This window comes from Streptomyces xanthochromogenes, assembly GCF_014650455.1.
Taxonomy (GTDB): Bacteria; Actinomycetota; Actinomycetes; order Streptomycetales; family Streptomycetaceae; genus Streptomyces; species Streptomyces xanthochromogenes.
On sequence record NZ_BMUZ01000003.1, the window covers coordinates 631,517 to 647,895 of the forward strand.

The window sequence follows — 16,379 nt, forward strand, 5'->3', positions numbered from 1 at the left end:
CCCTTCTCCACGTCCGCGCCCTCCCACGGTCGGCACAGCCCCACCGGGCCCTGTATGCCCATCGAGACACCCGGGCCCGCCGAAGCGTGACAGGCTGCCGGAGTGATGTGCTTCACAACGAGGACCCACCCACACCGATGTGCCGGTCATGTGGGGTCGGAGCACGCCCGACGCGGATTACGTGAAATGTGTTTCTCCTGATTGTTTGCGCGAATATCACGACCTACCCTGAAGAAATGGGTGCCGTACCTGAACCACACGCCGGCTGGACGTTCCTCACCAACCACGCCCGGGTGCTGGCCGCGATCGCCGACGACCCCCAGACCCGCATACGCGACATCGCCGCGCACTGCAGGCTCACCGAGCGGGCCGTTCAGCGGATCATCGCGGATCTGGAGGAGGCCGGATACCTCTCCCACACCCGGCACGGACGCTCGAATACCTACCGGATCGAGGCCGGTATTCCGCTGCGGCACCCGGCCGAGGCGGGACTGACCGTCGCCACCCTCCTCGGTGTCCTCGCCCAGCACGACGAGCAGCGCGGGAAGCAGCCGCACCGCTGATCGCGGGGTACCGGACCGGGCACCGCGCACCCAGGTGACTCACCGTGCTCACCTGCATCTCTTGCGGCGTCTGGTCTGCCGATCGCGCCGGGCGGGGAGAAGATGGGGAAGGCGCTGAGACAGGAGTGAGGCACCGGACAGGCTGACGAAGGGCCGACGATGGACGCATCCGAGGTGTTCGAGGAGCGGCTGGGCCCCGTGCGCGTCGCCGCGTCCGAGCCGGGCGGCCTCCTCGACGTGCTGGGTGTCGCCGCCATCGTCCTCGACGAGGCCGGGCGGATCACCCTGTGGAGCCCGCAGGCCCACGAGCTGTTCGGCTGGGACGCGCAGGAGGCCCTCGGCCACTCCGCCGCGAAGCTCCTGGTCGCCGAGGAACACCGGTCGCAGGTTCTCGACCTGTTCGCCCGGGTGATGAGCGGCGGCGGTGCCTGGGCCGGCGTCTTCCCCATCCGGCACAAGGACGGCCGCACGCGGATGGTGGAGTTCCGCAACATGCGGCTCCAGGACGAGCACGGCGGCTTCTACGCCCTGGGGATCGCCACCGACGAGCCCACGCTGCGTGCCGTGGAGCGCGACCTCGCCCTGTCGGTGCGGCTCGTGTCGCAGTCTCCGATCGGCCTCGCCGTCCTCGACACGGAACTGCGTTACGTCCTGGTCAACCCGACGCTGGCCCGCATCAACGGCGTCACCCCGGCGGAGCACATCGGGCGTACGGTGCGCGACGCCCTGCCGTTCCTGGACCACGAGCACATCGAGGACACGATGCGCCGGGTCCTGGAGACCGGCGTGCCCCTCCTCGACCAGACGGCCATCGGCCGCACACCCGGCGACCTCACCGAGCACGCCTGGAACGTGTCGTACTACCGCCTGGAGGACCCGGCCGGGCGCATCCTCGGCGTCGCGACGTCGATCGTCGACGTCAGCGAGCAGTACCACGCGGCGAACGAGGCCGCCGAGGCACGACGGCGCCTCGACCTGATCGCCCGTGCGTCGGTACGCATCGGCACCACCCTCGACCTGAACCGGACCGCCCACGAACTCGCGGACCTCGTGGTGACCGACCTCGCGGACATCGCGGCCGTCGACCTCCTCGACTCCGTCCTGGACAGCCGGGGCGCCGCCGAGGACCCCTCGGCCGGGCCCGTGGCCATCAGGGCGCTGGCCGTCGCGGCCGCCTATCCCACCGACGCCCTCCAGGCGGCCGACCCCCCGGGCAACATCGCCAAGTACAACGCGGAGCGTCTTGTCACGCGCTGTGTGACGACCGCCCGACCGGTGCTGGTCAGCCATGTCGGACCCGGCGACCTGGCGAACATCGCCCGCGACGACGCGGCGGCCGCCCTCCTCGCCCGCGCGGGCCTGCACTCCTATCTCGCGGTCCCGCTGATCGCACGCGGCGAGGTACTCGGCGCGCTCGACCTCAAACGGGCCAGGAACCCGCAGCCCTTCACGCACGACGACGCCGTCCTGGCCCTCGAACTCGCCACCAGGGCCGCCGTCTGCATCGACAACGCGCGCTGGTTCCAGCAGCAGCGCCACGCCGCCCTCGCCCTCCAACAGCACCTGCTCCCCCGCCAGCCGCCCCAGCCCACCGGCCTCGACGTCGCCTATCGCTACCAGCCGGCCGCCGCGATCGGAGAGGCCGGCGGCGACTGGTTCGACGCCATCCCGGTGGCCGGCGACAAGACCGCCCTGGTCGTGGGCGACGTGATGGGCCACGGCATCAACGCAGCGGCGACGATGGGGCAGTTGCGCACCGCGACCCGCACGCTTGCCGGGCTCGACCTCGACCCGGCCGACGTACTGCGCCACCTCGACCGCATCACCGCCGAGCTGGACGAAACCACGGCGACCTGTGTGTACGCGGTCTACGATCCGCACCGGACGACCTGCCGCATCGCGCTCGCGGGGCATCTGCCGCCCATCTGGGACCGTCCGGGCCGCGCCCCCCGCTTCCTCCAACTGCCCACCGGGGCGCCGCTCGGCGTGGGCGGCGTGCCGTTCCGGGCGACCACCGTCGACTGCGCGCCCGGCGACCGGCTCGTGCTGTACACGGACGGGCTCGTGGAGACCCGGGACCAGCCCATCGACGACCGGCTGCGTGCCCTGCTCGACTCCCTGACCCATCACCGGCTGCCCCTGGAGGCGACCTGCGACCGGCTTCTGGCCGCGCTGCCGCCCCCGCAGCGGCACGACGACATCGCCCTGCTGATCGCCCAGGTGACCCCGTCCAGACGGGCGGCCGACGGCGCCCGCGCGACCCGGGAGGACGGCCGGTAATCACGCCCGGGCACCCCGTTCGCCGCAGCGCGGGGTGTACGAACCGGGCCCACGGGGCACCCGGTAGCTCTATGACCACCTACGTCGTAACGATCCCCGGCACCCTCCTCGCGGAGCGCACCGAGGCGACCATCAAGACCCTCGAGAACGCCCTGCGCCCGGCCGATCCGCGGGGCACCCAGCTGGGCGAGGCCGAGCATCTGGAGATGCTCACCTTCTACAGCGGGTCCTCGGCGTTCAGCATCCGCCTGGAGGTGGAGGCCGACGACACCAAGGCCGCCGAACAGCAGGCCCGCCAGACGGTCTCCGCCGCGCTGCGGACGGCGGGCTACTCGCAGGACCAGGCGCCGCTGGGCGACGCGACCATCACGGGAATCACCGAATAGACCCCGTGGCGCGCGAGCACCACGCGAACACCGAACGACTGACGACGGCAGCGCCCGGGCGTGGCCGACCTCCTCCAACTCCCTTCGGCTGTAAGGGAGTTCGCGAAGAAGGTTCGGACACCCCGGGCGCTGCCGTGCAAGCAGGCCGTGTTGTTTCGAGGTTCCACGAGGTTCAGGAGGGACCCTGCGCGCCCCGCCCCCCGCGACGGGGCGACGGGGCGACGGGGCGACGGGATCAGCTCACCGGACCGGCTTGCGCACCGCCCTCAGGATCGCGGGCAGGCGCGGCTTCGAGGTGGCGGGCAGGTCGCCGGCATCCGGGGAGGAAGCGTCCGCGGCTTCCACCGGCCGGCCCTCGGGAACGCCCGCCTCGGCCGGGCGGCGCTGCCACCAGTGGTGGCGCCGGGGGTGCAGGGCGCGGCCGAGCCTGCGGCCGAGCAGCAGGTAACCGGCAAAGGCGCCGGTCGAGTTGAGGATGACGTCGTCGATGTCGAAGGCGCGTCCCGTGACGAGCAGTCCCTGAGCCACCTCGACGGTGAGCATCACGAAGGCGGTCACGAGGACCACCCGCACGAGCCCGCGCGTCCTCGGGAACAGCACGGGCAGCAGCACGCCGAACGGCATGCCCAGCACCACGTTGCCGCCGACCTGCTTCACCGCGTCCCGCCAGTCGGGCTGAGCCAGGTAGGCGCGGATGGAACTGCCGGGGTGCAGATTGGTGTGCGTGAATCGCACGGACGCCGGCGAGGGAACCAGGGTGGCCTTGGCCAGCACCACCGCAAAGGCCACCATGCAGACGAATCCGACGATCAGCACGGCCACGCGGGCCGCCACCGCTGCCCAGGAACGGCGTTGAAGCCGGGGTTCTGATGCCATGCCATCCCCAGTACCCGCTGCGCATGGGCGCACGCCCTCGGCTCCGGCCGCAGTCAAAGGCGGCGCGGCTCTCAACACGGGCCGCCCACCGCAGAGTTCGCGCAACGGCGGAGCGCGGATCTATTGACGCGCACACGCCGGGGTTCTACGGTTTCCCCGTTCACATCCAGGCATGTCGTTCAGCATACGGAACTTGAGCTATGGAGCGCGCCGTCTCGCAACGGCCCCGCACCAGGCACCAGGCACGGAGTAACCCTCACCCCCCACGAAAGGGTCCCTCATGCGCATACGCCCTCTGCTCCTCCCCCTCGGCACCGCCGCCCTCGCCGTCGTCAGCAGTCTCGCCTTCGCGGTCCCCGCATCCTCAACCCCCCGCGCCGACACAGGCGTTGCGGTGCAGAGAAGCAGCGCCGCCGGCACCCTCGGCCCGGCCGCGAGCACGTCGGTCGCCCCCGGAGGCAACTTCGACCTGTCGGTGTGGGAGCTGCAGGAGCCGGTGGGCTCCCCCGGTTCACCGACCACCATTCCCTCGTCCCGCCTCCAGGGCGCGAACGGCTTCCAGGACTCGTACTTCTACACGGACACCCGCGACGGCGCGATGACCTTCTGGGCCCCGGAGAAGGGCGTGACCACGCCGAACTCCAACTACGCCCGTTCCGAGCTTCGCGAGATGAACCGCGACGGCAGCCCCGCGAACTGGTCGTTGAGCGGCTCGCACAGGCTCGACGCGACGCTGCGCGTGGTGTCGGTGACGTCCAACGTCTGCGTCGGACAGATCCACCTCGGCACCGGCGGCTCGTCCACCAAACCGCTGGTGGAGCTGTACTACCGCGCCTCCGGCGACATCGTCCTCGGCACGGAGAACTCGCCCTCGGGCGGCCAGACGACGCACACGGTGGGCCATGTGGCGGTCGGCAAGACGTGGAGCTACACGATCGCCGTCTCGGGAGGTCACACCGTCGATCTGACGGTCAACGGGAGCACGACCCACTACGCGATCCCGTCCTCCTTCGACGGCTACCGCCAGTACTTCAAGGCGGGCTCGTACAACCAGTCGTCCTCCAGCAGCACCACCAAGGGCGCGCGCGTCGCCTTCTACGGCCTCGGCGTCTCACACAGCTGACTGTGCGGCCGTCCAGTCATGTGAACCGTTCATCCAGGTGAATCGCCGGCCGTGCCGGTCCGGGCCCGCCCCGGACCGCGCGGCCCGTCGGCCGGCTGTTCCCCGGCTAGCTGTTCTCCGCCTGGAACATCCAGGCGTGCTTCTCCAGCTCGCCCGTCACGGTGATGAGCAGGTCCTGGCTGACCGGATCCGGCTCCGCCGTTTCGGTGATCCGCTCGCGCATCCGCTCGATGATCCTGCCGAGCGCGGTGACCAGCACCTGAACGGCTTCCGTGTCCTTGATCCAGCCGTCCGGCACCGTGCCGATCGCGCTGGCCCCGGCGAGCGTGGCGGCCCGCCCGTCCGGGTTCACGCCGAGCGCCGAGGCGCGTTCGGCCACGGTGTCCGAGTGCTGGCGGGCCGTGGCCACCACGTCGTCGAGCTGGAGGTGGACGGAACGGAAACGCGGGCCGATCACGTTCCAGTGCACCTGCTTGGCCACGAGCGACAGATCCACGAGGTCGACGAGCGCCCCCTTGAGGGCCGGTCCGACCACCTTCAGATCCGCGTCGGACAAGGAACCCCTCACGCCAGACCCCTTCACATCAGACACCGCTTCTCCCTCCGGCGATCCCCGTCGACCGACGGCCGTCGATCTCGGTAGACCGCGTTCCTCGCGCAGCGCAGATCAAACCCGGACGGACCAGGCGCCCCGGACACCCGGTTTCCGGCGGCCCGGACGCCCGGGATCCGGAGTCCCGCGCACCTCCAATGGCCGATGCGCATGGCATAGCGATTCCCGGCCTGGGCACTCTTCCTTGCGAGGCCCTCGGCCACTCGGAACAGCTCACCTCCAGCACCGCGCCCGTCCGGGTGCGGTCACATCGACGTTGGGACGGACCACACCATGAGCATCATTGCCTGGATCCTGATCGGTCTGATCGCGGGCGCCATCGCCAAGGCACTCATGCCCGGCAGGGACCCGGGCGGCTGCCTCATCACCATGCTCATCGGCATCGTCGGCGGCCTCCTCGGCGGTTGGCTCGGGAAGGTCATCTTCCACGTCCACTCCATCAACGGCTTCTTCCACCTCTCCACCTGGATCGCCGCCATCGTCGGTTCGGTCATCGTGCTGATCCTCTACCGCCTCATCATCGGCAACCGCAGCCGCAACTGAGCGCCCGCGGACAGCAGTGACGACGCACACACCGGTCGAGGACCGGTAAATCGGCCGAACTCCCCGCCCCCTGCCTCCTGTTGACGCACAATCTACGAGCCGGAAGATCCCGGAGTCGCAGTGTTGCCCAACAGCCCAGGCAGGGAAGGGAATTGATGAGGCCGACGACCACACCCCGCACCGCGATACGAGGCTCTCGCCGCAGCGTCCTGCTCACGACCGCACTGGCCGCCGCCGCGGCCCTGCTCACCCCCGCCACCGCCCACGCGGCCCCCGCGTGCGAGACCTCCCCGACGGCATCGCCGGTGCAGGTGGCACACGTGCCCGACTGGGCCGAGTCGATCGCCGTCGACGAGCGGGGCAGAATGTTCGTGACCGCGTACTTCAGCGGCCGGGTCTACCGCATCGACGCCCCCGGCACCGACCCCGTCCCGCTCACCGGGAACATCGGCGCCAACGGGGGCATCGTCGTCCGTCCGGACGGTCAACTGCTCGTCGGCACGGGCAACGACCTCGGCCACTCGCTCACCGGTGACGTCCTCCCGGTGTCGAAGCTCCTCCTGGTGGACCCCGACTCCGGCACGGTCAGCACGTATGCCTCGGGGCTCGGCGGCATCGACGGCGTCGCTCTCGCCCCCGACGGCACCGTGTACACCACCACCGTGGGCGGCCGGAACATCGGCCGGGTCACACCCGACGGCCGGGTGGACCCCGCGTGGGCCCACGTGCTGATGCCCAACGGCATAGCCGTCTCGCCCGACGGCACCCAGGTCTACGTCGTGCAGACCACCGTCGCCCCGGCCCTGTACAGCATCCCCGCCGACGACCCGGCGCATCCCCGACGCTGGATCACCACCGGCCCGGCCGACATCCTCGGCCTTCCCGACGGCCTCACCCTGGACAGCCGGGGACGTCCCCTGATCGCCACGCACGCGGCGGGCCAGATCTGGCGTGCCGAGGGCGGATCGCTGTGTGCCGTGCAGTCCGGGATGTACCTCTCCACCCAGATCACCTATGGACACGGCGACCACGGCTTCTCCGCGGGCAAGCTCTACCGGTCCGGCGTGGACGGAAGGATCTACGAGATCCCGGCCGGAGCAGATCCCGCCGGACGCCGGCCGTAGCCCGCGTTGGACAATCACCCGCAGGCCGTGCGCGGACAGCCCGTGTCCGGTCCATCCGAGCGAGGCGGCCCATCCGTGGAAGGCGTACCCGTGACCGACGTTTCCGACGTGCCTGACGTGCCCGACGTGCCAGACGTGCCCGATGTCAAAGCCGAGATCGATCAGTTGATGCGTGCCTTCCTCGGGGCGTTCACCAATACCGACGGCGCTCGGCCTGACCTCGCCGCCGTCCGCGAGGTGTTCGTCCCGCAAGGGATGATCATCAACAACTCCGGTCCCCGGCCCGTCGTCCACGACCTCGACGCGTTCATCGCACCCCGGCAGGAGATGCTCACCGACGGCACCCTGACGGACTTCTCCGAATGGGAGGTCCACGAGCGGACCGAGGTCTACGGCTCGGTCGCGCACCGCTTCAGCGAGTACGCCAAGTCCGGCTTCCGCGACGGGAAGTGGTTCGAGGGCACCGGGCGCAAGACCACCCAGTTCGTGCGTACGCCTGCCGGCTGGCGGATGAGCTCGATGGCCTGGGACGACGCGTAGCCCGTTACCGGCTCGGTGCGGATCAGACGCGCGAGTCCTCGACGGCCGGAACGGTGTGGGCTGCGCCGACGCGTGCGTGGCCCGGGCCGGACGCGTGGGAGCCGCCGCAGAAGGCGGGGTCGAGGACGTCCATCAGCCCCTGTGTGACGGCACCGTTGTTGGACGCGTTGGCGAAGACGACGACCGTACGGTGGCCGTTCGGTGTGGCGAAGGCCTGCGACTGGTAGCCCTGGACGATTCCGCCGTGACCGAACACCGTGCCGCAGCCGAGGGTGATCCGCCGCAGGCCGAGCCCGTATCCGATCCCCGTCACACCCGTGGGCAGCGCCCGTGTCATCTGGCGCAAGGAGTCGTCCGAGACGAGTCCGCCGGCGCTCCCGGCGAGCAGCGCCGTCAGGAAGCGGTCCATGTCACCGGCGGAGGACACGACGGCTCCCGCGCTCCAGATCCAGGACGCCGTCTGCTCGGTCGAGTCGAGGAGCGGCCTGCGGGGATCGTCGTTGGTCAGGTAGCCGGTGATGTGGCGGCCCGCGATCCGCTTGGCCGGCACGGTGAACGACGTCCGGCGCAGTCCCAGCGGCCCGGTGATCCCCTCGCGCAGAAGCTCGGCGTACGGGCGGCCGGTGACGTGTTCGGCCGCCAGGGCCAGCAGCACGAAGCCGGTGTTCGAGTACGCGTAGGCGCTTCCCGGCGTGTACTGCAGCCCGTGCCGCACCGAGCGGGCCACCAGGTCGCGGGGCGCGTAGACGGTGTTGCGGATGCGTGCTTCGAAGGCCGCCGTCGTTTCCTCGCCGCTCTGCTCCAGGAGGTCGTTGACGTGGTCGTACATCCCCGCACGGTGTGCCAGGAGCTGACGCGCGGTGACCGGCCAGCCGGCCGGGAGGGTGCCGGCCGGGAGATAGCCGCGCAGAGGCCGGTCGAGGTCGAGCAGGCCCCGCTCGGCGAGGCGCAGCACGATGACCGCGGTGAACATCTTGGTGTTGCTGCCGACCCTGAACCGCGCGTCCGTCCTCATCCGGGTGCCGTCCAGATCGGACTGGCCGACGGCGAGCGACCGGTCGAGACCGGGGTGGTCGTGGTCGCGGATCACGGCGAACGCACCCGGCGCTCCCGCGGCCGTGACACGCAGCAGAGCGGCGCGCAGGCCGCCCTCGTCGGGCCGGGGCCGCGCCTGCGCGCCGGTGGCGCCCAGCGCACTCCCGGCCACCAGCGCCGCGGCGGTGACGAGCGTGGTCAGCGAACGGGCGAGCCTCGTCCGCGGCACTGCTGCGATCCTCGTGCCTGCTGCGGTCCTCGTCACTGGCGCGGTCCTCACTGTCCCTCGATGCAGGCCCCCACCCGAGCGGCGCGATCGTACACAGGTGCCGGGATGCCGCCCGGGCAACGGCGGCCGCCCGGCGTTTCGCAGGTGGGGGCACGACTCCCGTAGGTGGCTTGTCGGTGAGTTGTCGGTCCCGCCTGGGAGGTTCGGGGTGTCACCGCGGCTCGGTGGGCCGGTCCCCCCGCAAGCCGCGCACCGTACGCGAGGAGCACCCATGAAACCCACCGCACCCCGGCACGAACCGTGGGACGTCCACCGGCTGCCGCCCGCCGAGGGCACCAGCGTTCTGGTCACCGGCGGCAACGCGGGCATCGGTTACTTCGTCGCCGAGCAACTAGCGGGAACCGGCGCCACGGTGATTCTCGGCAGCCGCGACCCGGTGAAGGCCGAGACGGCCGCCGGATCGATCCGCGCCAGGGTCCCGGGGGCGTCGGTGCGACATGTGCGGCTCGACCTCGCCGACCTGTCCTCCCTGGAACACTCGGTGCGAGCGCTGGACCTGAGCCGCCTCGATGCGGTCGTCCACAACGCGGGGGTGGCGCTGGACGACCCGCCCCGGCTCACCACCAAGGACGGCCACGAGTTGATGTTCGGCACCAACCACCTCGGGCACCTCGCACTGACCCGGTGGCTCGCCCCGCTGCTCATGGCGGCCCCCGCCGCCCGCGTCGTGACCGTGGGCAGCTTCGCGGCGAAGACCGAGCGGCTCGACCTGGCCGACCTCCAGTCCCGCGAGGACTACCGTCCGAAGCGGGCCTACGGCCGGTCGAAGCTGGCCCAGATGTGTGTCGGACTCGAACTCGCCCGGCGTCTGGGGGCGTTGGGCAGCTCGGTGGCCAGCGTGGTGGTGCACCCCGGCGGCGCGCTCGACTCACTCACCCCCGCGCGACCGCCCGTACACGAGCGGACCCCGGCCGAGCGGTTGCGGGGCGGGCCCGCGGCTCTCGTGCTCCAGGGCAAGCACGCAGGTGCGTGGCCGGCGGTACGGGCCGTGCTCGATCCCCGGGTCGGCAGTGGCGAGTTGTGGGGGCCGCGGGTCTTCGGCCTGCGCGGCCGGCCGCACCGCGAGTCCGTCTGGAGTCACCTGTCCGACACAGCGACGGCAGCCCAACTCTGGTACAGGAGCTGCGAGTTGATCGACATCGATCCGGATTTCTGGCGTACCGCATGAGCATGCTCATGAGAATCGCGGGCAAGAGCACCTCACAGACGTTGGTTCGAAGGGGAGGCTGCTGCCATGTCGGTACTCGGGCGTTTTCCCGCAGGCGGTCCGCGCGGCTCATGGCCGGCCGAGGAGCTCGCGGCTCAGTTGAGGCGCCGTGGCCGCGCGGCCACGGTGGTCATGGACCTCGACAGCGACATGTTCCTCGTGGTCGAGCAGCGCCACGAGGAAGCCGCCTGACCGTACCCCCGGGTCATCGTCCAGGGGGTTCGGCGAGGAGATCTCCGGCGGTACAACTCGCCTTCGCCGTACGGCACTTGAGGCGTTCCGCCGGAGCGGCAGGTGACGTACCGCGCCCCCTCAGCCGGCGACGTACTTCGCGAGGTGTTCGCCCGTCAGGGTGGCTCGGGAGGCGATCAGGTCCGAGGGGGTGCCCTCGAAGACGATGCGGCCGCCGTCGTGGCCGGCCCCGGGGCCCAGGTCGATGATCCAGTCCGCGTGGGCCATCACCGCTTGGTGATGCTCCACGACGATGACCGACTTGCCGGAGTCCACGAGCCGGTCGAGCAGGCCGAGGAGCTGCTCGACGTCGGCGAGGTGCAGGCCGGCGGTCGGCTCGTCGAGGACGTACACGCCGCCCTTCTCCCCCATGTGCGTGGCGAGCTTCAGCCGCTGGCGCTCGCCGCCGGACAGCGTGGTGAGGGGCTGGCCGAGGCTGAGGTAGCCGAGGCCCACGTCGTCGAGGCGGGTGAGGATGCGGTGGGCGGCGGGTGTCGCCGCCTCGCCCGAGCCGAAGAACTCCACCGCGTCGGTCACCGACATCGCGAGCACCTCGCTGATGTCACGGCCCCCGAAGTGGTAGTCGAGTACGGAGGCCTCGAACCGCTTTCCGTCGCATTCCTCACAGGTGGTGGCGACCCCCGCCATCATCGCGAGGTCGGTGTAGACGACGCCCGCGCCGTTGCAGGTGGGACAGGCGCCCTCCGAATTGGCGCTGAACAGGGCGGGCTTGACGTCGTTGGCCTTGGCGAACGCCTTGCGGATCGGTTCGAGCAGGCCCGTGTAGGTGGCCGGGTTGCTGCGCCGCGAACCCCGGATGGCACCCTGGTCGACCGATACGACGCCTTCGCCCGCCGGGATCGAACCGTGCACGAGCGAGCTCTTGCCGGAGCCGGCGACACCGGTGACCACGGTGAGGACCCCGAGCGGGATGTCGACGTCGACGTTGCGCAGGTTGTGTGCCTTCGCGCCGCGGATCTTCAGCGTGCCGGTGGGCTTGCGCACCTCGTCCTTGACCCCGGCCCGGTCGTCGAGGTGGCGGCCGGTGATGGTGTCGCCGGCCCGCAACTCCTCGACGGTGCCCTCGAAACAGATCGTGCCGCCGCCCGCTCCCGCGCCCGGGCCGAGGTCCACGACGTGATCGGCGACGACGATCGTCTCCGGCTTGTGCTCGACGACGAGCACGGTGTTGCCCTTGTCGCGCAGCCTCAGGAGCAGGTCGTTCATGCGCTGGATGTCGTGCGGGTGCAGCCCGATAGTGGGTTCGTCGAAGACGTAGGTGACATCGGTGAGTGAGGAACCGAGGTGGCGGATCATCTTGACGCGCTGGGCCTCACCGCCCGACAGCGTGCCCGAAGGACGGTCGAGCGAGAGGTAGCCCAGGCCGATCTCCACGAACGAGTCGAGGGTTTCCAGGAGCGTCGCCAGGAGCGGCGCCACCGACGGCTCCTTCAGGGCGCGGACCCAATCGGCCAGGTCCCTGATCTCCATGGCGCACAGGTCGGCGATGTTCTTCCGCTTGATCTTCGAGGAGCGCGCACCCTCACTGAGCCGGGTGCCGTCGCAGTCGGGGCAGGTGGTGAAGGTGACCGCGCGCTCCACGAAGGCCCGGATGTGCGGCTGCATCGAGTCGGTGTCCTTGGAGAGCATCGACTTCTGGACGCGCGGGATCAGCCCCTCGTACGTCATGTTGATGCCCGCGATCTTCATGCGGGTCGGCTCGCGGTGGAGCAGGTCCTGGAGTTCCTTCTTGGTGAACTTGCGGATCGGCTTGTCCGGGTCGAAGAAGCCCGACTCGATGTAGAGGCGGGAGTTCCAGCCGCCGCCGGTGTAGCCGGGGATGGTGAAGGCGCCCTCGTTGAGGGACTTGCTGTCGTCGTAGAGCTGCGTCAGGTCGATGTCGGTGACCGAGCCCCGGCCCTCGCAGCGCGGACACATCCCGCCGGTGATGCTGAAGCTGCGCCGCTCCTTGACCTCCTGCCCGGCGCGCCGCACGGTGACCACGCCGGCCCCGCTGATGGAGGCAACGTTGAAGGAGAACGCCTTGGGCGAGCCGATGTGCGGCTTGCCGAGCCTGCTGAACAGGATGCGCAGCATGGCGTTGACGTCGGTGGCGGTGCCGACGGTGGAGCGCGGGTCGCCGCCCATCCGCTGCTGGTCCACGGTGATCGCGGTGGTGAGTCCGTCGAGGACGTCGACTTCCGGGCGCCCGAGGACCGGCATGAAGCCCTGCACGAAGGCGCTGTACGTCTCGTTGATCAGGCGCTGCGACTCCGCGGCGATCGTGTTGAACACCAGCGAGCTCTTGCCCGAGCCGGAGACACCCGTGAACACCGTGAGGCGGCGCTTGGGGATCTCGATGCTGACGTCCTTCAGGTTGTTCACACGTGCCCCGTGCACACGGATCATGTCGTGGCTGTCGGCAGCGTGCGGCGCGGGCGGCTGCGTGTCCGTCCTCTTGGCCATGCTGATCGCGTTCTCCGTCCCCTGGCGGGCCCGCCTCGGGGCCTGCCGCTGTCACCTGATGAGACCTGCCCGCCTGCGAGCAGTACGTACGGTTCTACTTCGTCGGCGCTGCCGCGGCAATGCTCCGCCGCCCGGTGTCAGGCGCGGGGCCGGCCTGGGCGTGACGGGGCCCGCCCGGCCGGCGCGATGTGCCCCGGTCAGCCCTGGATCAGCCCGAGGACGTTGCCGTCGGGGTCGGTGAACGTGGCTACGAGACGGCCGCCGCCCACATCGTTCGCGGGGTCCTTGACCTTGGCACCCGCGGCGGTCACCTCGGCGAGCTTCGCCTCGATGTCCGGCACGTGCCAGTACGCCACCGGCGAGGTCATGCCCTGGCCCGCGCCGCCGGGCACCAGGCCGATCTGCTGGCCCTCGGCCTCGTAGCCGACGTAGTAGGGCTCATCGCTCGTCGGCGAGACGCCGAGCAGCGCGGTGTAGACCGCCTTGGCCGCCGCGAGGTCGGTCACGGGGTGCAGCACGGTCTTGATTCCCTGGGTGGTGGAGCCGTTGGTCATGGTCACTCCTGGAGTCTTGGGCGGGGGTCGTCCGTTGGTGCCCGGTGCCGGGCGGGGCCCGGGCGACCGAGGTGCTGATCACGCTAGCTCCGGCCCGCGGCCCGCGCTTCTCCATTCCTGACCGGTTGACTCGGCCTGCTCCGCACGGGGTCGGGCGACGTGTGGTGGCCGAGCCGCGCGGCCCGGGCGCACGGCGATGCCCCCGGCCGAGAACGGCCGGGGGCATCGGGTGCAACGGCTCAGGAGTCGTCGCGCTTGTCGGTCAGTGAGTCCCTGACTCCCTCGCCGCGCTCCTTCATGTTCCGCATCGCGTCCTTGGCCTTGCCCTTGGCCTGGTCGGTCTTGCCCTCGGCGGCCATGCGGTCGTTGCCGGTGGCCTTGCCCGCGGCTTCCTTGGCCTTGCCCTTGATCTTGTCCATGGCGCTGTTGTCGCCCATGGCGAACTCCTACTGATCGGGATCACTGACGACACCAACCTAGGACAGATACGGACATGTCGCCCGGCGAGTGTCCCCCAGTCGGCACAGTGCACCCCCTGGCGGCGAGGGCCCGGTCGGCGGCGCGGGATGATGGCGTCATGAGCCTTCCCGACGCCATCACCGCCACCCTCGCCGCCCGCGACAAGGTCGACTTCGAGCAGGACTTCGCGCGCACGCGCCAGATCATGACCTTCGTCCATCGGACCGAGGGCGCCGAGGCGGTCGAACTCGCCATGTTCGAGGGCCCGTTGCCCATTCCCGGCGTCGGACAGGCCGTCACGCTGTGGATCACGGGGCACCCCCTCGTCGTCCAGCGGGTGGAGACCCACTACGGACTCGGCGGGGCGGAGACCCACGCCAAGCGGGAGCAGGTCGCCTCCGTCATCGTGTTCGTGGGGCCCCGAACTCCCTGATCCAGCCGCCCAGTTGGGCGTCGCACCGTCCCGATCCGCCGCCGTCCGGCTTCGGCCCCGGCCGGTCACACCCCCGACGCGACGGATTCCTTCCGCGGCTGCGGCGCCTGCGACGGGCCGCCGCCGTGGGCGCCGGGGGTGGCCCGGTTCGACGGCCGTACGAATGCCAGGACGATCAGGCCGCCGAGGGCCGCCGCTGCCGCCGAGCAGAGGAAGACCCGGTCGAGCCCGGTGGCGAAGGCCTGATGGACCAGGTGCTGGGCCGCGTCGTGGTGCCCGCCGGGGGCGGCTTCCACGAGGCGCTGCGCCTGACCGGCGGCGAGCGCGTCCGCGCCCTTGCCGGCGTCCGGCACCGTGCCGGACCCGGCGAGTGCGGATGTCGTCCGTCCGGTGAAGACCGCCCCGAGCACGGCGATGGCGAGGGTCATCCCGAGTTGCCGGAAGGTGTTGACGGCGCCGCCCGCCATGCCCGCCCGCTGGGGCGGCACGGTGGAGGTGGCCGCCGAGACCAGCATCGGCGTGGCCAGGCCGACACCGATGCCGGTGACCACCAGCCCCCCTATGAGGGAGGTGCGTCCGGCGTCGGCCGTCATCCCCGTACGCAGCAACAGCATGCCCGCCGCGACGAGCAGCAGGCCGCCGCCGATCGGCAGCCGGGGGGCGAGGCGCTGGATGTGGCGGCCGGCGAAGACGGCCACCACGAAGGACGCCGCGGCCAGCGGGGTCAGGGCCAGGCCCGCGCCGACCGGACTGAGGCCCACCACGGACTGCAGCCACAGCGAGAGCAGGACCAGGCAGCCGAAGGCGCTGCCCTGGAGCAGCAGCGCGCCGCTCATCAGGCCCGCGAACGAGGGGCGGCGCAGCAGCGCCAGGTCCAGCATCGGGGAGCCGCCCCGCCGCGCGGTGCGGTGCTCGACCACACGAACGCGAGCAGCGCGAGCGCGGTGACGGCGAACGTCGCGAGGGTCACGGTGTCCGTCCAGCCGGACTCGCCGCCACGGATGAGCCCGTACGTCAGGCTGCCCGCGGCGATGGTGAAGGCGGCGGCGCCGGGCAGGTCGATGCGGGACCGTGCGCCGTGGCCGGAAGAGGCACGGGGGCTGTCTGGGCGCACCACGCGCAGCGTCAGGGCGATGGCGACGGCGGCGATGGGCAGGTTGACCCAGAAGATCGTGGGCCAGCTGATGTGTTCGGTGAGCAGGCCGCCGAGCAGCGGCCCCGCGGCGGCCGCCGCGCCGTTGGCCGCGCCCCACACGCCGAAGGCGGTGCCCCGGTCCCGGCCCTGGTAGGAGCCGAGCAGAAGGGCGGGCGTGGTGGCGAACATGGCCGCGCCGCCGACGCCCTGCACCACCCGGGCGGCGATCAGCACGCCCGCGTTGGGGGCCAGGCCGCATACGAGTGAGGCCGCGGCGAAGACCGCCAGACCGTAGACGTAGAAGCGCCGGTGGCCGAAGCGGTCCGCGAGGGAGCCCGAGGCCAGGAGCAGGGCGGCCAGGGCCAGCGCGTAGCCGTCGATCACCCACTGCAGTGAGGAGAAGGAGGCGTCGAGGTCGTCAGCCATGCTGGGGAGTGCCACGTTCACGATGGTCACGTCCACCAGCAGGATGAAGGCGCCAAGGCAGACCGCCGTGAGGGGCCACCACTTGCGCATGTCAGG

The 16,379-nt window shown here is 71.0% G+C and carries 17 protein-coding genes and 1 pseudogene; 10 read left to right on the forward strand and 8 right to left on the reverse strand.

Features of this window, described 5'->3' with window-relative positions; translation table 11 throughout:
* Positions 1 to 236: 236 nt before the first annotated feature.
* The 3 genes from IE267_RS10205 (at position 237) to IE267_RS10215 (ending at position 3,229) form a co-directional block, all read left to right on the forward strand.
* Positions 237 to 563, forward strand: a complete 327-nt coding sequence (locus IE267_RS10205) for a helix-turn-helix transcriptional regulator (protein WP_167160614.1) — start codon at positions 237 to 239, stop codon at positions 561 to 563.
* Positions 564 to 722: 159 nt separating this feature from the next.
* Positions 723 to 2,843: a SpoIIE family protein phosphatase gene (locus IE267_RS10210; RefSeq protein ID WP_167160612.1), complete on the forward strand. Its 2,121-nt coding sequence runs from the start codon at positions 723 to 725 to the stop codon at positions 2,841 to 2,843.
* A 71-nt stretch (positions 2,844 to 2,914) separates the two neighbouring features.
* The gene (locus IE267_RS10215; protein ID WP_167160610.1) at positions 2,915 to 3,229 is read left to right on the forward strand and encodes a hypothetical protein; all 315 of its coding nucleotides are present in this window, start codon (positions 2,915 to 2,917) and stop codon (positions 3,227 to 3,229) included.
* Between the two features lie 399 nt (positions 3,230 to 3,628).
* Here IE267_RS10215 and IE267_RS10220 read toward each other — a convergent pair.
* Positions 3,629 to 4,180, reverse strand: a pseudogene (locus tag IE267_RS10220) (VanZ family protein); the annotation flags it as partial.
* 205 nt (positions 4,181 to 4,385) lie between these two features.
* On the opposite strand from IE267_RS10220, the gene IE267_RS10225 reads away from it, so the two are divergent.
* Positions 4,386 to 5,228, forward strand: coding sequence for a polysaccharide lyase family 7 protein (locus tag IE267_RS10225; RefSeq protein WP_189762902.1), 843 nt, complete (start codon positions 4,386 to 4,388; stop codon positions 5,226 to 5,228).
* 106 nt (positions 5,229 to 5,334) lie between these two features.
* Here IE267_RS10225 and IE267_RS10230 read toward each other — a convergent pair whose 3' ends face one another.
* Complete coding sequence (locus IE267_RS10230; protein ID WP_161246815.1) at positions 5,335 to 5,796, reverse strand: Dps family protein; 462 nt, start codon at positions 5,794 to 5,796, stop codon at positions 5,335 to 5,337.
* A 318-nt stretch (positions 5,797 to 6,114) separates the two neighbouring features.
* On the opposite strand from IE267_RS10230, the gene IE267_RS10235 reads away from it, so the two are divergent.
* The 3 genes from IE267_RS10235 (at position 6,115) to IE267_RS10245 (ending at position 8,048) form a co-directional block, all read left to right on the forward strand.
* Complete coding sequence (locus IE267_RS10235; protein ID WP_161246816.1) at positions 6,115 to 6,384, forward strand: GlsB/YeaQ/YmgE family stress response membrane protein; 270 nt, start codon at positions 6,115 to 6,117, stop codon at positions 6,382 to 6,384.
* A 155-nt stretch (positions 6,385 to 6,539) separates the two neighbouring features.
* Complete coding sequence (locus IE267_RS10240; RefSeq protein WP_189762903.1) at positions 6,540 to 7,508, forward strand: SMP-30/gluconolactonase/LRE family protein; 969 nt, start codon at positions 6,540 to 6,542, stop codon at positions 7,506 to 7,508.
* A gap of 90 nt (positions 7,509 to 7,598) precedes the next feature.
* A complete protein-coding gene (locus IE267_RS10245; protein ID WP_229860926.1) occupies positions 7,599 to 8,048 on the forward strand; it encodes a nuclear transport factor 2 family protein in 450 nt (149 codons plus the stop codon).
* Positions 8,049 to 8,070: 22 nt separating this feature from the next.
* Here the strand turns inward: IE267_RS10245 and IE267_RS10250 are convergent, their stop codons facing one another.
* Positions 8,071 to 9,312 carry a serine hydrolase domain-containing protein gene (locus IE267_RS10250; RefSeq protein WP_189762904.1) on the reverse strand — a complete coding sequence of 414 codons (1,242 nt, stop codon included), beginning with the start codon at positions 9,310 to 9,312 and terminating at the stop codon, positions 8,071 to 8,073.
* A 271-nt stretch (positions 9,313 to 9,583) separates the two neighbouring features.
* On the opposite strand from IE267_RS10250, the gene IE267_RS10255 reads away from it, so the two are divergent.
* Together IE267_RS10255 and IE267_RS10260 are read left to right on the forward strand one after the other, a co-directional pair.
* Positions 9,584 to 10,540, forward strand: coding sequence for an SDR family NAD(P)-dependent oxidoreductase (locus tag IE267_RS10255; protein WP_189762905.1), 957 nt, complete (start codon positions 9,584 to 9,586; stop codon positions 10,538 to 10,540).
* A gap of 66 nt (positions 10,541 to 10,606) precedes the next feature.
* Positions 10,607 to 10,771, forward strand: a complete 165-nt coding sequence (locus IE267_RS10260) for a DUF8839 family protein (RefSeq protein WP_167160598.1) — start codon at positions 10,607 to 10,609, stop codon at positions 10,769 to 10,771.
* 120 nt (positions 10,772 to 10,891) lie between these two features.
* On the opposite strand, the gene IE267_RS10265 is transcribed toward IE267_RS10260, so the two are convergent.
* The 3 genes from IE267_RS10265 to IE267_RS10275 form a co-directional block, all read right to left on the reverse strand.
* Entirely contained in the window at positions 10,892 to 13,276 is a 2,385-nt protein-coding gene (locus tag IE267_RS10265; protein WP_189762906.1) for an ATP-binding cassette domain-containing protein, read from the reverse strand.
* A 197-nt stretch (positions 13,277 to 13,473) separates the two neighbouring features.
* The gene (locus IE267_RS10270) at positions 13,474 to 13,830 is read right to left on the reverse strand and encodes a VOC family protein (RefSeq protein ID WP_161246826.1); all 357 of its coding nucleotides are present in this window, start codon (positions 13,828 to 13,830) and stop codon (positions 13,474 to 13,476) included.
* Positions 13,831 to 14,069: 239 nt separating this feature from the next.
* Complete coding sequence (locus IE267_RS10275) at positions 14,070 to 14,267, reverse strand: CsbD family protein (protein WP_161246828.1); 198 nt, start codon at positions 14,265 to 14,267, stop codon at positions 14,070 to 14,072.
* 140 nt (positions 14,268 to 14,407) lie between these two features.
* Between IE267_RS10275 and IE267_RS10280 the strand changes: the two genes are divergently transcribed.
* Positions 14,408 to 14,722, forward strand: coding sequence for a hypothetical protein (locus tag IE267_RS10280; RefSeq protein ID WP_189762907.1), 315 nt, complete (start codon positions 14,408 to 14,410; stop codon positions 14,720 to 14,722).
* A 65-nt stretch (positions 14,723 to 14,787) separates the two neighbouring features.
* On the opposite strand, the gene IE267_RS40270 is transcribed toward IE267_RS10280, so the two are convergent.
* Both IE267_RS40270 and IE267_RS40275 read right to left on the reverse strand, forming a co-directional pair.
* A complete protein-coding gene (locus tag IE267_RS40270) occupies positions 14,788 to 15,603 on the reverse strand; it encodes an MFS transporter (protein ID WP_373304514.1) in 816 nt (271 codons plus the stop codon).
* On the reverse strand, positions 15,558 to 16,373 hold the full coding sequence (locus tag IE267_RS40275; RefSeq protein ID WP_308428754.1) for an MFS transporter: 816 nt from the start codon (positions 16,371 to 16,373) through the stop codon (positions 15,558 to 15,560). Before IE267_RS40275 ends, IE267_RS40270 begins: the two co-directional genes overlap by 46 nt.
* Positions 16,374 to 16,379: the final 6 nt, after the last annotated feature.

Bases quoted from the DNA above. Each gene is read 5' to 3' on its own strand.
- IE267_RS40275 (WP_308428754.1), bottom strand. From the start codon at position 16,373: ATGCGCAAGTGGTGGCCCCTCACGGCGGTCTGCCTTGGCGCCTTCATC.
- IE267_RS10280 (WP_189762907.1), top strand. From the start codon at position 14,408: ATGAGCCTTCCCGACGCCATCACCGCCACCCTCGCCGCCCGCGACAAG.
- IE267_RS10255 (WP_189762905.1), top strand. From the start codon at position 9,584: ATGAAACCCACCGCACCCCGGCACGAACCGTGGGACGTCCACCGGCTG.
- IE267_RS10235 (WP_161246816.1), top strand. From the start codon at position 6,115: ATGAGCATCATTGCCTGGATCCTGATCGGTCTGATCGCGGGCGCCATC.
- IE267_RS10205 (WP_167160614.1), top strand. From the start codon at position 237: ATGGGTGCCGTACCTGAACCACACGCCGGCTGGACGTTCCTCACCAAC.
- IE267_RS10215 (WP_167160610.1), top strand. From the start codon at position 2,915: ATGACCACCTACGTCGTAACGATCCCCGGCACCCTCCTCGCGGAGCGC.
- IE267_RS10275 (WP_161246828.1), bottom strand. From the start codon at position 14,267: ATGGGCGACAACAGCGCCATGGACAAGATCAAGGGCAAGGCCAAGGAA.
- IE267_RS10210 (WP_167160612.1), top strand. From the start codon at position 723: ATGGACGCATCCGAGGTGTTCGAGGAGCGGCTGGGCCCCGTGCGCGTC.
- IE267_RS10260 (WP_167160598.1), top strand. From the start codon at position 10,607: ATGTCGGTACTCGGGCGTTTTCCCGCAGGCGGTCCGCGCGGCTCATGG.
- IE267_RS10225 (WP_189762902.1), top strand. From the start codon at position 4,386: ATGCGCATACGCCCTCTGCTCCTCCCCCTCGGCACCGCCGCCCTCGCC.
- IE267_RS10240 (WP_189762903.1), top strand. From the start codon at position 6,540: ATGAGGCCGACGACCACACCCCGCACCGCGATACGAGGCTCTCGCCGC.
- IE267_RS10265 (WP_189762906.1), bottom strand. From the start codon at position 13,276: ATGGCCAAGAGGACGGACACGCAGCCGCCCGCGCCGCACGCTGCCGAC.
- IE267_RS40270 (WP_373304514.1), bottom strand. From the start codon at position 15,603: ATGCTGGACCTGGCGCTGCTGCGCCGCCCCTCGTTCGCGGGCCTGATG.
- IE267_RS10270 (WP_161246826.1), bottom strand. From the start codon at position 13,830: ATGACCAACGGCTCCACCACCCAGGGAATCAAGACCGTGCTGCACCCC.